This window comes from Pseudomonas sp. MAG002Y (genome assembly GCF_019400845.1).
Taxonomy (GTDB): Bacteria; Pseudomonadota; Gammaproteobacteria; order Pseudomonadales; family Pseudomonadaceae; genus Chryseomonas; species Chryseomonas luteola.
The window spans coordinates 173437-187225 of record NZ_WOEJ01000006.1; the positions used below are offsets into that span (position 1 = coordinate 173437).

At 53.3% G+C, this 13789-nt stretch carries 14 protein-coding genes; 13 read left to right on the forward strand and 1 reads right to left on the reverse strand.

Annotated elements, in window-relative coordinates; all coding sequences use genetic code 11:
- Positions 1-63 precede the first annotated feature (63 nt).
- A complete protein-coding gene (locus GM154_RS10730) occupies positions 64-2517 on the reverse strand; it encodes a type III effector HrpK domain-containing protein (RefSeq protein WP_219652218.1) in 2454 nt (817 codons plus the stop codon).
- 241 nt (positions 2518-2758) lie between these two features.
- On the opposite strand from GM154_RS10730, the gene GM154_RS10735 reads away from it, so the two are divergent.
- The 13 genes from GM154_RS10735 to GM154_RS10795 all read left to right on the forward strand — a co-directional run bounded on the left by GM154_RS10735 (position 2759) and on the right by GM154_RS10795 (position 13706).
- Entirely contained in the window at positions 2759-3103 is a 345-nt protein-coding gene (locus GM154_RS10735; protein WP_159435100.1) for a hypothetical protein, read from the forward strand.
- A gap of 62 nt (positions 3104-3165) precedes the next feature.
- Positions 3166-4065 (forward strand): harpin HrpZ family protein, encoded by a 900-nt coding sequence (locus tag GM154_RS10740; protein ID WP_219652219.1) that lies wholly within the window; start codon positions 3166-3168, stop codon positions 4063-4065.
- Positions 4066-4102: 37 nt separating this feature from the next.
- Positions 4103-4468 carry a type III secretion system inner rod subunit SctI gene (gene sctI / locus GM154_RS10745; RefSeq protein ID WP_074825839.1) on the forward strand — a complete coding sequence of 122 codons (366 nt, stop codon included), beginning with the start codon at positions 4103-4105 and terminating at the stop codon, positions 4466-4468.
- Positions 4469-4478: 10 nt separating this feature from the next.
- Positions 4479-5285: a type III secretion system inner membrane ring lipoprotein SctJ gene (gene sctJ / locus GM154_RS10750; RefSeq protein ID WP_219652220.1), complete on the forward strand. Its 807-nt coding sequence runs from the start codon at positions 4479-4481 to the stop codon at positions 5283-5285.
- A complete protein-coding gene (locus GM154_RS10755) occupies positions 5285-5860 on the forward strand; it encodes a hypothetical protein (RefSeq protein ID WP_074825835.1) in 576 nt (191 codons plus the stop codon). Before sctJ ends, GM154_RS10755 begins: the two co-directional genes overlap by 1 nt.
- Positions 5850-6413, forward strand: coding sequence for a type III secretion system stator protein SctL (gene sctL / locus GM154_RS10760; protein WP_074825833.1), 564 nt, complete (start codon positions 5850-5852; stop codon positions 6411-6413). Before GM154_RS10755 ends, sctL begins: the two co-directional genes overlap by 11 nt.
- A gap of 75 nt (positions 6414-6488) precedes the next feature.
- On the forward strand, positions 6489-6713 hold the full coding sequence (locus GM154_RS10765; protein WP_074825831.1) for a type III secretion protein: 225 nt from the start codon (positions 6489-6491) through the stop codon (positions 6711-6713).
- A gap of 59 nt (positions 6714-6772) precedes the next feature.
- A complete protein-coding gene (gene sctC, locus GM154_RS10770; protein ID WP_219652221.1) occupies positions 6773-8872 on the forward strand; it encodes a type III secretion system outer membrane ring subunit SctC in 2100 nt (699 codons plus the stop codon).
- Positions 8869-9075 (forward strand): HrpT family type III secretion system protein, encoded by a 207-nt coding sequence (hrpT, locus tag GM154_RS10775; protein WP_258019806.1) that lies wholly within the window; start codon positions 8869-8871, stop codon positions 9073-9075. The genes sctC and hrpT overlap by 4 nt, the downstream gene beginning before the upstream one ends.
- 18 nt (positions 9076-9093) lie before the next feature.
- Positions 9094-9432 (forward strand): type III secretion protein HrpV, encoded by a 339-nt coding sequence (locus tag GM154_RS10780; RefSeq protein ID WP_150346060.1) that lies wholly within the window; start codon positions 9094-9096, stop codon positions 9430-9432.
- A 270-nt stretch (positions 9433-9702) separates the two neighbouring features.
- Positions 9703-10188, forward strand: a complete 486-nt coding sequence (locus tag GM154_RS10785) for a CesT family type III secretion system chaperone (protein ID WP_162997697.1) — start codon at positions 9703-9705, stop codon at positions 10186-10188.
- A 41-nt stretch (positions 10189-10229) separates the two neighbouring features.
- Entirely contained in the window at positions 10230-12392 is a 2163-nt protein-coding gene (locus tag GM154_RS10790) for a coiled-coil domain-containing protein 22 (protein ID WP_162997696.1), read from the forward strand.
- 918 nt (positions 12393-13310) lie between these two features.
- Positions 13311-13706: a hypothetical protein gene (locus GM154_RS10795; RefSeq protein WP_219652222.1), complete on the forward strand. Its 396-nt coding sequence runs from the start codon at positions 13311-13313 to the stop codon at positions 13704-13706.
- The last annotated feature ends 83 nt before the right edge of the window (positions 13707-13789 follow it).

Here is a 13789-nt window from a genome sequence, read left to right on the forward strand (position 1 = left end):
GTCTGGACCGTTCAGCCTGACTTATGCAGGCTGAACGGCTCAAGGAAGGCGAAGCTTTTCGCATTAATGCGCCTTGGGTATCCCGAACTGCTCCAGCGTAGGGTCAACGTTGTGGTCGAATGTTTCCTGTTTCTTATGTTTGTTTACCGCATCGATAATGGCTTTGATACCAAAGCCGATGGCTAGAACGGCATCAATTGCCCAGCCAATCGGTCCGGCCGCGGCGCCAATGGCACTGGCGGCTGCCAATCCCGCTGCTTCGCCCGCAACCATTCCGACTACACGTCCTGCGACGGCACCCGCCATACGTCCAAGTCCGGCAGAGGCATCCTTGCCCAGGCTTTGTGCCACGGCGTTATAACCCAGCTTACCTAACTCAGCTGAGCCTTTGGCTCCATCATAAATAGCCTTGGCTGCGCCAGCGGTGTCTCCGTTATTCAAGCGCTCTGAGACAGATAAAAGGCTAGCTACGCTAACAGCGCCGCTGCCGGCTAACAGGGTCTTACCGCCCTTACCGAGGTCTGACGCAGATGTCTGTTTCTCCACATTGTCTCTTAGTTGAGAATACAGCTGCTGACCTGTCATTTTCTTCTCGTCAGCATCTTTTGGAAGCGTACCCGCATCCTTCAAGTCCTTGATTACGCTTGCCCCCTTGGCTGTGGTAGTTAAGGCTTTCATGGTCGCTTCGGCGTAGCCGCTCTGCGCTGCAGTCGTAGCACTTTGCGGAATAGCGTCTTCATACGCTAACTTCTTCGCATCTACCTGGGACAGAACATCTTTAGGGTCTGATTTCTGGTCCTGTTTAAGTGCACTCTCGGCTGCTTTACCTTGAACAAAGTTCTCCTGATAGGAGCGATCAATTTCCTGTTTAAGGTCCGGACGGCGGTCCAAGACCTGACTGGTAGTGGGTACGTTATCTTTACCCTTCAGGTCTCCTTGTAACTGGAGTTCTGCCGTCATATGCCCAATAGCCTGGCTATAATCCACAGGCTTGCAGTCTTCAGGCTTCTTGCCTTTGTTATCCTTGGCGGCCTGGTCCCGGGCGGCTTGCATGTCTTGCTCAAGTGCCTTACCAGATATCAGATCCTCGTGGCGTTCGTTGACTGCCTCTTTCAGGGCGGGGTCGCTGGCAATCAAGGTCTCTTCCTGCGCAGGAACTGCCTTGTCCAGATAGGTTTTAACGCTTTCATCGGTCTGCAACTGAGCAATTTTTTGCTGTAGCGCCTCGGAGGTCTTGTCTACTTTTCTTAGCTTGCTTCCTCCCTGGACTTGCTCGAGCGTTTCCTGCAACTTGATCATGACGGCGGCTTTTTGCTCACCCGTGTAATTGTCGGGGTGGTTGAAGACATCTTCATTGAGTTTACTGATGTCCACATTAGCCACTGCATTACGGGTAGCGGCGTCGCTCATCATGGATGCGAACTCGCCACCATTCTTGGGAGCTTGTTTTTTGATCCAATCATCTATGTTTTTGGTGCTGATCTTTTTGTCTGCATTGTGTAGTGCAAGACCTTCCCCCTCGAAGCCGCCTTGATCAAGCATGTGCAGAAAACCAGGCTGTGAAAAGGTCTGGGCTGTTTGAGCAAGCTTTGGAGAAAGCCCTGGGTTCCCTGTTTGAAGCCCCTTCAAGGCATCATCGGTAATGTATTTACCAACACTTTTTTCTTTGTCTGGATTGCCTGCTTTGGCTAGCGGTTCGTTAGCACGCAGCATCGCGGCGGAGCGGACCATGGCTAATGATTGTGGATCCGCGCCCGGGTTTTCCTTTTGATACGCCTCGACATCCTTGGATGCCGCCTTTGCAGCGTTCTCCATGTTCTTGATAAAGGACTTGTAATCGTTTTTAGAAATGTTGCCGTCGCACTTTCCGCCGTGCTTGCTGGTATCCAGCGCTTTCTCGAGCGCCGGATTGGCCTTGATGAAATCTTTAGCCTGGGCTGAGCCCTCTTTACCTTCAGCCGCCATCTTGGCGGCGGCAATCGGGCGATTGAGTTCTTTTGCCGCCTGTTCTCGTTCCGCCGGTGGCAGATGAGCCACCAGTGCATCGTATTTCTTTAGCTCCTCCGGAGCGGAGTACTTTGAGTTATCCAGAAAATCCGCATCGGCGGCTTTAGGCGTAGTGGGTGCATCATTGGTTTCAGTACCTCTGATTGTCCCTACAGTACCGGTTTCTCTTACTTGCGTTGGCTGCTCAACAGAAGGTCGTGTACGGCTCATATCTGGCCGTTCCGGCCGGGCCTGCCCTGATGGGGCCTGGGTAGACGGGGTGGTGGGTTGCTCCAGATTCTTCAGCAACTGTACAAGGCGGGAAATTAATCCGTCACGCGTAAGCGACGCGTTACCGGGCAGCGTCTGCCGCGTGGATGGAGCGTTGGTGCCGAACTGAATAATGTTACCGGTATTGCCTCTGCGCTCAGCTGGCGCAGCACTGGGTTCCGTGCCCGTTGGAGAGAGTTCAAAACTGACGTCTGGATTGGCAATAGTTCCCATTCCTGGCGTGGGATTGGATACGCGCATGGATACTTACCTGTGTAGGAAGCCGGAGTGTGGGGGCTGAGTGGCAGGTATCGCTGCGCAGTTCCATTCAGGTAGCGCTGTGTTCCTATACATGAGCGCCAGAGTGAATACGGGGCCGGTAGTAAGAGCAGCCAGAAGAATTTCTTGAAGTGACATGGAACCGATCCCCAAGGCGGTGCCACGCATGTGCACCAAGCAACGATGCTGGTATTCCTCGAATCACTACAAAGGTGCATATGCCATGGTTAATCCTGTCAATAATCCTAATACCGGTTTTACGGGTTTCGTTGGTGACGTGACCAATGCCGGTGGCCAGTTTGTACAAGGCGCTAATCAGGCCGAGGCTAATTTCAGTACTCAACAAGCCATGAATGAAATGACGGGTACTAGCAGCTCGGTTGAGGCCCAACGTGCTGAGATGAAGAAAAACGATGAAAACAACGCAGCATTAATTGGCTTGCAAGGCCAGGAAAACCGCCAGATCGCTATCCAGAACACGCTCAACTCCATCCAGTCGGCGCGAGATGATGCCTCTAACAAGAAGATCAGTTCCGCAGCGCAAAACGCCAAGGGCATCAGCTACTAACACGTGCTGCCCCTCGGTTTGAGGGGCGCAGGCCTTAAGGAGCAGGAACTATGCCAACCGTCATGAACAGTATGATCCCCAATCAACTGCCAAGGATGGATATTGAGTCGCTAATGCTGACCGGATCCAAGGAAACCCAGAGTAAGCCGTCACTGGAAGATGTGATCAAGCAGCTCTTGCAGGAATTGACCAAAAGCGGCTCGCTGGATGAGTCATCCCCATTGGGAAAAATGCTCGCCCAGCACATGCAAGAAAAAGGAATACAGGGATCTGGGCCGGAGGATCTTAAAAAAGGTCTAGAGAGTCTGATCAGCGACAAGCTGGGCCCGAACTTCGGCGCTGCAGATTCCGCAGGCCTTAACGGTGGCAGCCAGCAAGACCTCATGTCCAAAGTGCTCAACGGATTGGGCAAGTCTTACCTGGATGATCTGCTTTCCAAGCAAGGAGAGGGCACTACCTTTTCCCAAAGCGATATGCCCATGCTGGAAAAGATTGCCGAGTTCATGGACAAGTTTCCCAAAGACTTTCCACCCCCAGATTCAGGCTCATGGAAAAATGAGCTCAAGGAAGATAATTACCTGAGCGAGAAAGAAACAGGCGATTTTCGTGCAGCGCTCGATAAGCTTGGCTCGCAGTTGCAGGCTAATGCTTCGGAAGGTAGCCAGGGGCTAGGGCAAGGGGGCGGGGGGGGTGGCCTGGGTGATCCGGCAGGTTTGGGCAACCAGAGCTCACCTGGTGGCGTACAAGGCGGCAGCGTCGATGAGCTTGCCAAACTCTTAAGTGCATTGATCGAGAAAGGGCTAGAGGCGACCCTCGCCGAAGGTGGAAACGGTGGTGTGGGCAATGGTCAGCCACAGGGCGCTGGTCAACACACCTTGAACAACAGTGCAGCGGAAACTGCGAATGCGTTGGTGCAGGCCTTGTTACAGGGCGGCGGCTTACAAACACAGGCATCGAGCTGACCCACCTTTTATCGACACCGTCTGTTGGAGTCTTCAAATGACGATTACATCCGTTAGCAAAGCAAAGCAGCCAAGCGCTGATATAGACCAAGGGCTGATTCAGGAGCCTTCACAGGCGGACGTCGATCTGTTTTCCGCAGCGATGAGTGCTGGGGCCGCCGCCGCGGTGCCAGGGCAACTACCTGCCCTGGTAGCTGGAGCACTGGTGGATCGCGTCCAGAGCACGGACAAGCTCTCACAGCAGGCCATGCGCAATATGAAAGCGGCTGCAAGCGCTGATGACCCTATGGACATGACCATGATGAGCCGCGCGCTGTCAGCGTACTCATTGCAGATGGCAGTCACTACCAAGGTGGTCAACAAGACTGCACAAACGCTCGATAAACTGACCAACCTGCAGTAGGTAAGCCATTGTGAAAGGGTCTGTCGCGACGCTATTGCTCACTATTCTGCTGCTTGCAGGATGCAGTCAGGAAACCGATCTGTTCAGCGGACTTTCCGAGCAGGACTCCAATGATGTCATTGCGTCGCTGGCTGACCAGCACATCGAGGCGCATAAACGCACGGAGAAGACAGGTATCGTCGTCTCCGTGGACAGCGCCCACATTAACCGCGCGGTAAGGATACTTGATGCGGCAGGGTTACCGCGGCGTACTCATACCAGTCTGGGTGAGATCTTCAAGAAAGAAGGTGTCATATCCACCCCTCTGGAGGAGCGCGCCCGCTATATCTACGCATTGTCACAAGAGCTGGAAGCTACGCTGTCCCAGATTGACGGCGTGATCGTGGCCCGCGTCCATGTGGTACTGCCAGAGCGTGTTGCCCCGGGCGAGCCTGTGCAACCCGCCTCGGCGGCGGTGTTTATCAAGCACGCTGTAACCCTTGATCCAGACAGTGTACGGGGCCGTATACAGCAAATGGTTGCAAGCAGTATTCCGGGAATGTCAGGTACTACGACGATGGATTCAAAAAAGTTTTCCATTGTGTTCGTCCCGGCCGCCGAGTTTCGCGATACTCAGCAACTGGTCAGCCTAGGCCCGTTCCTCGTGGATAGCGAAAAGGCGGCTTTCTGGAGTCGCATGGTGTGGGTAGCCCCGGCAGGAATGGTTCTACTTGTGCTCGTACTGATGTTGCTGGTTCGATCCGACTGGCGATCGGCCTTGTTGCAACGTGTCACCTCGCGGCGCGGAGGCGGCTCTAATTTGCCGAGCCGGATCTGATGTCTACAAACGTCAGCGAACGCTGGGTCCAATGGTGGTGTTGCGCCTGGCGCGACGCGCACCCTGAGTGGAGGGCCCGTTTCATTGACCAGTCAGGGCTTCCGCCAGCTATTTGCGAGACACTGGCCATACAGCGTGTTGATGTCTTCCTAAAATTTGCAGGTGTTGTTTTCCTGCAGCCTCCTGAGCCTGAGTCCCACACGCTGAAGTGGCTGTCGCTGGATGACTCACAGAGTCAACTCGCCTTATCGTTGGTAGGCCGCATCTGCTCACCTGAACATCCTGATTCATCGGTAAACGACGAGTACACGCCGTGGTGTCGTAGCGTAGCAAAGGCGCTGCGCCCGGGTCTTTGGCTAGATAGCAAGTCACTGGATCCGCGCCTATTGCTAGGTGTCTGGTTGGGCGTCAGTTACTGGTCGAGGGTTCGCCTCTACTGGTCGCCAAACGCCGTGGAAGAGAGCCCTCTAAAGGTGATAGCCGCCAACACCATGGCCTGCTCCAGACTACAGACACTCTGGCCCGCTGTCTTTTGGCAGGTAACAGAAGGTATGGAGATTCAACATGCTGGCTAGGCGCTCTCTGTCCCTCGGTGCGGCTGTCATTAACGAACCCGTGCTACGCAGGGAAGACCTTGTTGATGCACTACGTGCAAAGGATATTCTCGAGCATGCCCAACAGCAGGCTGAAGCGATTCGAGCGCAGGCTCTGGTAGAAGGACAACAGTTGATCGATCAGGCCGTTGGCGAGTTCTGGTCGGTTGCCAATGACTTTCTTCAGGAGCTCTACGAAGAGCGGGAGGCCTTTCGGCGAGAGGCACTGATTTCGGTAGAGGAGCTGCTTAATCTGAGTCTATCCAGATTGCTGGATGAGACCCAGCTTCCGGAGCGAATCCGGGCACTATTACGCAACCTGGCTGACAGCCAACCCGTTGCGGTCGCTGCAACCCTGAGCTGTCATCCTGATCTTACCGAAATAGTAGGCGAGTGGCTGTCACACAGCCGCTTTGCCAAGCTGTGGCGGCTGGAGAGCAACAGTGCTTTGCCTGTGGGGTCGTTGAGACTTACTCATACAAATGGCTCGTTTGACGTCGACTGGGAAAGCCTGCGCAACGGCCTACTGCTGTAGCCATCTCCAAACGAGATGGAACCACCTACCATACAGGATCCACTCAGGGCCGAACCCCTAAGATGGAGTCCCATCATGCTCAATTTGAAAACCCTGCAGAACCGTCTCGATCACGCTTACAAGAGCGCACAGTCCGAGATGGATGAGGCCAGCATGATCGCCACCGATACATGCGACGTTGAAGACATGCGCCTGTTTAACGAAGCCAGCCGGAAAAGCGCGGTTGCCAGCACGGTCCTGGGTGAGTCGCTACGGGCCAAGCACAGCATGACCAAAGCCATCATCGACGGAATCCAGTGACCGTTCGACGGCGCGGCTCCTGCACCGCGCCGCCTTCTTTTTTGACCAGGGAGCGTGAAATGCGAAAGGCCTTGATGTGGTTGCCTTGGTTGTTGTGTGTCATCAGCCCTCTTGGATGGGCTGCAGTACCTGAAAGCTGGAAACATACGGCCTATGCCTATGACGCCCGGCAAACGGATCTGAACAGGGCGCTTGGTGATTTTGCCAAAGAGTTCGGCATGAGTCTGGACATGCCTTCAATGGATGCTGTCCTAGATGGGCGTATTCGAGCCGCCAGCCCTCAGGCTTTTCTAGACCGTCTGGGGCAAGAAAACCATTTTCAATGGTTCGTTTACAACGAAACGCTGTATGTCAGTCCGACACGGGAGCAGACCTCTACACGTATCGAGGTGTCACCGGATGCAGTTGATGATCTGCAGCAAGCGCTTACTGATGTAGGCCTTTTGGATCCACGCTTTGGGTGGGGCATCCTGCCGGATGAAGGGGTGGTATTGGTTCGTGGCCCGGCTAAGTACGTGCAGTTCATTCGTGACTACAGCCAGAAAGTCGAGGCACCGGAAAAGGCAGAGAAACAGGATATCGTGGTATTGCCGCTGAAGTATGCCAATGCCGCTGACCGAACCATTCGCTACCGTGATCAGCAGCTGAACGTGGCGGGGGTGGCCAGCATTCTTCAGGAGCTGTTGGAGAGCCGCTCTCGGGGCGAATCAATTAATGGTATTAGCCTTGCGCAACGCCCAAGCGGTACCTCGAGTGGATTAGGGGCCGGGAACCCTCTTGGGCTGAGCTATGGCGGCATGGGAAACGACATGGATTTTGGTGCGATAGAGCAGGGGCTGGATCAAGTCCTGGGTCGCTCAGGGCGCAAATCAAAGGGCGAAGAAAGCTCGTCTCGTAGTCGAATCCGTGTAAGTGCGGATGTTCGTAACAACGCCGTCCTTATCTATGACTTGCCCAAGCGCAAGGCAATGTATGAACAGGTCGTCAAGCAGCTAGATGTTCCACGGAATGTTATCGAAATTGATGCAGTAATTCTTGATATTGACCGTAACGAGCTAGCGCAGCTGTCCAGCCGCTGGAACTTTAACGCCGGTAGTGTAAGCGGAGGTGCAAACCTGTTTGAGCCTGGAACGACATCCACGTTGTTTATTCAGGACGCCGGCAAATTTTCTGCTGATCTGCGCGCGCTGGAAGGTAACGGGGCGGCCTCTATTATCGGCAACCCGTCGATTCTGACATTGGAAAACCAGCCTGCCGTTATCGACTTCAGCCGAACGGAATACCTCACCGCGTTGGCCGAGCGGGTCGCCAACATCCAGCCTATTACCGCCGGAACCAGTCTGCAGGTGATTCCACGTTCGCTCGATCATGGAGATAAATCCCAAGTGCAGCTTATTGTTGATATAGAGGACGGGCAGATCGATGTTTCTCAGATTAATGATGAGCAACCGGCTGTTCGCAAGGGAAACGTCAGTACTCAAGCAGTGATTGCGGAGCATGGGTCGCTGGTCATCGGAGGATTTCACGGGCTGGAAGCCAATGATCGTGTCAGAAAGGTACCGCTTCTGGGAGATATACCGGTCCTTGGTAAGCTGCTTTTCCAATCACGCAGCCGCGAACTAAGCCAACGTGAGCGACTGTTCATTCTCACGCCTCGGCTTATAGGCGATCAGGTAGACCCGGCGCGCTATGTGCAAAATGGTAACCCTCATGATGTGGATGATCAGATGAAACGAATTGATACCCGGCGGGATGGCTTTGTCCAGCCTACGCGTGGGGACATCGAGCGGGTCTTTACGCAATTGGTAGACGGTGTTTCGCCCACCGGCCTTTCCTTGTCCTCCGCCTTGCCTTTTGAGCCTGACAGCCTGTGCGATCCGGCCAATGGTCTGGTTCTGGATCGGCAGCGCTCCCAATGGTTTACCCGAAAGGAGTGGGGCGTAGCAGTCGTGGTAGCCCGTAATCAGACCGAAAAGCCCTTGCGTATTGATGAAAGCCGCTGTGGTGGCCGGTGGGTCATGGCGGTAGCGGCCTGGCCTCATGCGTGGCTGGAGCCCGGTGAGGAAAGCGAAATATTCATTGCCTTGCGCCAGCCCCAGCAGTCCTTGAAAAATGCTGCCCAAAGTCGTCCCTCACTGCTACGGAGAGCTATCCCATGATGCGTGGCCGCTATGCAATCACTCTTATCGCACTCGCCTTATTAGGCGGTTGCGCAAGCCGCTCCGGCTGTGTGGGCTATGCGTGTGAGCGTCCCGATTCGACAGATCGCCAACTGGTCATCTGGTGGCCTCAGGATATGCGGCAGGGTTTGAATGACCGGGACCCTGACGTGGACTTCACGGTGGTGCCGCTAAGAGATTGAAGATGGATGATTCGGGTAATGGAAAAGCACGCCTTTTACACCCAGCTGTTGGCAGGGCAGGCGGCAACCTGGTCGATAGCAGAGGGAGTCTGCTTCGCCAGTTGCCGCGAACATCTGGAGTGGGGAATGGCGCTGCGTATCCAGCGTGGTGTACTTACCCGCGAGCAAACCCGCCAGATATTGGCGCGCCGATTTACTGATGCTGAGCGTTACCAGAATTACCTTTTATCCCTGGATCCAAGATGTGGGTTCGCTATTTGGCATGCGCTGCCCACGCTCTCCGAGTCGGTTAAATCCCTGGATGGTATTCAACAGCAGCAGCTAGTTCTTGCTGGGCTTGAATACCTGACTGAATAAATCGCCTCGTTCTAAGCGTGCATGTCACTGGCTGTGACTACCCATTTGATAGAAAAACAGCCGGCCGTAAGGCTCGTTTCTTTTGAAATAAGACGATTGCTCGGTGATGAAAACTCGGGGTGGTGATCCTACTGCACCTTCAATGTAGAAAAGAACGAACAAACGATTGGAACCGATAGAAGCCATCTTCCACATAGAGGGCATTGCTTCTCAGGAGCAATGCCCTGGTGGCGTAGCACTTCTACTGCTACATCAATGGAGAACAATAGTATGGCTTCGCAACACTATCACCGACTGCTGGAAGAAATCAGCCAGCTGACGCTCATTCCTGAAACTGTCTTGTCTCAAGAGTTGACACATCTGTCCATTCGCGGCGTGGACTTTTCGATGTACCCAGTTGGAAACCAGGCACAAGCCCACCTCGTGATTCATTGTGATCTCGGTTCGTTGCCGGACAAACGCCGAGAAGAAGTGCTGTCACGCTTGCTTGATACCAACTTTCACATGGTGAACTCAGCAAAACCCGTAACGTTCTGCCGTAACGAACAGTCCGGGCACATGATGCTCAGTGCGGCGCAACCATTGTCAGGCCTGACTGGTCAGGCGGTTCTGGATCAAATGGGATCACTGGCGGACTACGCTCTCGCATGGCGTCAGAACTTCTTCCTAAGCGATACAACGTCCAAACCTCGAACTCCTGTAGTCGCCAAAGAAACGCAGCTGCCACGTACCTCGTTTTCCAGGAGGGCTTTGTAATGCTCCCAATCCATACCGGGCGCGCCGCTGGCGCCCAGGGCGTGCATACGTCAGAAACTGATGAGATTCAACGGGCCTCGGTGGAGGGTGTAACTACCTCACACCAAGGAGCGATAGAGCAGAGCCAGATGCCCGGCGCGTACCCCCCTTCGCCTACCGCGACTCCTTTTGAAATGTCGCCAGAGCTCAGATCCGAGGCGGCAAAATTCGCAAAGAAGCCTCAAGTCGCTAGCAAAGAGTATTTAAGCGAGCGCATGCAACTTGAAGGTTCCTATCTTGCAGAATTGCAGAAACATGCGGAAAAAACGGATTCGCCTGACAGCGCCTTTGTCAGTTTCCCCCAGATTGCAAGGGATCTTGGCCTTGAGAATCCAGTTGCCGACAATATAGAAAGGCTACAGCAGCAGACGACTCAGGAGTTAAAAGAAATTCTGAAGGGCGCCAAACCCGATCAGGATAGAATGCAAGCGCTAACGATGCAGCTTAAAAAGCTTCTCTCGGAACAAACAGAGTTGTTTGCCCACCAGGCAGCTAAGTACGAAGAAGTGAAGAGGATGGATGGGCTGCCTGAAGAGGCCAAGATAAATATTCAGCGTAGCGAGCTAAGTTTTTCGGCCTATGCGACTAAAACAGCCTGCGATGTCCCAAACATGGTTGCTCAGGCTCATGAGAAAGCTTCATTGATCGAACACTCTCTGAAAGCAATTGGACATGAGGATGAAGCAAAGCCATGGACTGCTACTACAAAAGAACTGGAAGGACTTCAGAAAGATATCTCTTCTGACTTCAAAAAGGCTGTTGATCAGGCAAAACTAACTTTATTGGTAGATGAATACCAAAAAGTCAGTGGTGACTGGAAAAATAAGGGGATGGCATTCATCGGCCAGGGCGCGCGTCAGGGATGGTTGTCCGGATTTGCACTCGGCACGGTAAGGGCCTTCACCTTGGCCGGTTTGGAAGGCAATAAAGCCGCTCAGGTATTTGGTGCTGGAGCTACCACGGGTATTGCACATGAAATCGGAACCCAACTATTGGCACCGGTCGTTCTGGAAATAATGGGGGGGGCGACGCGCCCGATCAATACTGCGGAAGTTTTACCTGCGCCTAATAAGTTTGTCAGTGAAAACGGTGTTGTGCGCGAGCGTAACGAAGATGAAATGAAGGCAGCGCAGAAGGAGGTCGCAGATCTTCGTAAAGAGCATGAACAGAGCAAGAATGCCAATAAAACAGGATCTCTGCCGGGTGAGGCAAAGGCCTGGTCTTTCTTTTCTGGCATTCAAGGAGCAAGTGCAGCCATTACAAGCAATATGGACCTGACAAGTACCCAGCAAGCAGGTGCTATTACGTTAGGCTCCATCATTGCTGGTTTTTTCATGGGTGCCACACATGGCGCCGACGGGCTCAACGCCAAAATGAAAGATCAGTATGGACGTGCGCTTCCTGCCCACACGATGAAAAAACCATCCGATGCTCCGCTTAAAGCCAGGCTGAAGGATACCATCGATGCAGGGTGGGCAAAACTGAACCCAGCGGACACCAGCGCTCGCAAGGTGTATGAGAACAAAATTGCTGCCCTGACGGTGGGGCTGGGCTATCAGAGAGTATTAGACCCAGCCATCAAAGCCGTAGAAAACAGCTCTCCTGCTGTCAAAGCTGGGGTAACAGGATTCGTTACAGGCGTTCAATCCATTATGCTGCTATCTCAGGCGTGGGGTGGTTTTGGGATTGGTGCGCAGACCGCTGCCGATAAGAAGGCCGCGGCGGCAGAGCGTAAGGAGAAGAACCTTCCTGAGCCGGAACAAGGTCGGTTTGATCGTCTCAATACGGCGAGGCTTAATGTGTTCAACCCGGGACGGGACGCCTATACCCATGCTACTAAGGATGGTGTAGCTAGATTGGCGGAAAATGCTTACACGGTACTCCAAGGTATTGGCGAAATACCCGAGACGGCAGTCACCGATATGCTAGAGGCTACACCAAGTCTGCTAGAAGACGCCGGAAGGATGATCGGAAGCGGCGCACAGACGCTATTCAGGCCGAGCCGTGAAGCCCAAGCCAATAGTGCAGACGGTGGATCGGCTGCAGCAGAAGAGCATGAGATGGCGACCCTTAGCTCTAAGGGTAAGACAGTCTCGAGTGCCGAGCGTGGTGAGTCAAGCGGACAGCAAGGACGTGGCGAATCAAGTAAACAGCCACAACGTTAATACCACCTCGCATGGACGCGAACGCGCGAAGTGACCGCTCCAGTTGACTGTTGCTCTTCTTAACAACAAGCAAGAGGCCGGGCATTGACTTCAATGCCCGGTACTCAGTGATTGTCTAACCTACATCCGATACTCAGCACTACCTCGACATATGACGGTTGCCTAGCTTTGCGCCAGCTCAGTCATGAATGGGCCTACGCTTGGGCTGTGAGCCAATCATTACTGTGTACTATCCTGCCAGGCCGTCAAAAAATCACGTTCTACAGACCTATAAATAAGTTTCCTTATCTGTAAGCGTTACGCCATCTCTAGCACGAGTAAATAGTGAATAGTCAGAAATCGCTAATTACTCGACCCGAGCGATACTACCGCACATGCACCCTTGTAGCGCAGTGATGGCGAATCAGCTTAACCGGGACAATAGCACTATAACTATCTTCCCTACGGTGCACTTGTATCAGAAGGAGATGCCGGCAAACCGCTAAAAAGAAGCCATTACAACTGCAGTACAAACGCTGTGGTTCGCCCAATCCGCCAAAACTCCTACTACCTCCCAGTCTAGCTATGTCCACGATAAAGGCATGAGGCATCGCAAAGAGCTATGGGGGCCTGACAAGTCGCCATTACCGAAGTATTAGGCCCAAGTCGAAAACGGTCGGCTTTATTTGGATGACTGGGACAATGAGTGCGCTCTTAGTGGTATTGGATTTGTTCTGCGTATCAGCATGTTAATCCAAGCGCTGAGCTCAGAGGCTCAGGGGCTAGTAGAGGAGTCTATGGGGAACAGGCCGGTATGTATGCCACAAGCTTTTTCTTGCGAGATCAAACGCCTGGTTTGGAACCAACGATGTCCAGCTGCCACTTAGTTCGGCAATCATTTAAAAAGCACTCCCTGTCGATTTGATCGAGGCACCTATTATGCGTATAGATTCATTAGGACCATCTGATGGCGTATTACCAGAGTCTTCCGGTTCTTCTAGGACAGAAATAAGCAAGGAAGATGTCATCGCCTTTAACAGCACGCAGACACAGGAGCCTGTTACGTTTGGTAAGGAGCCCAAGGGTAATCGCACGGTTAAAGACGCTATAGAGAATGCTGGAGAACACCTAAAGTATGTTCCGGGGCTTGGTAAGGTTTTAAAGGGCATTGGGAATAGTGACGAAGGGGCTCTCAACACATTATTCGGTGGGCTTGGAGGAGTTACGAAAACTGCAGCGACTAGTGTAGAGGGTATCGTTACGGGCGGCTCACGGAATCCTGCACAGGCGTTGACTAACGCCTATGTTGCGAATGTGCAGAACTTTGATAAATGAAGAACATCGCTAAAGCGTTAATTTAGACAAGTAGTACTCCTGATCGAATGCTTGCGACCAGGAGTACCTTTAGCAGTGGGATC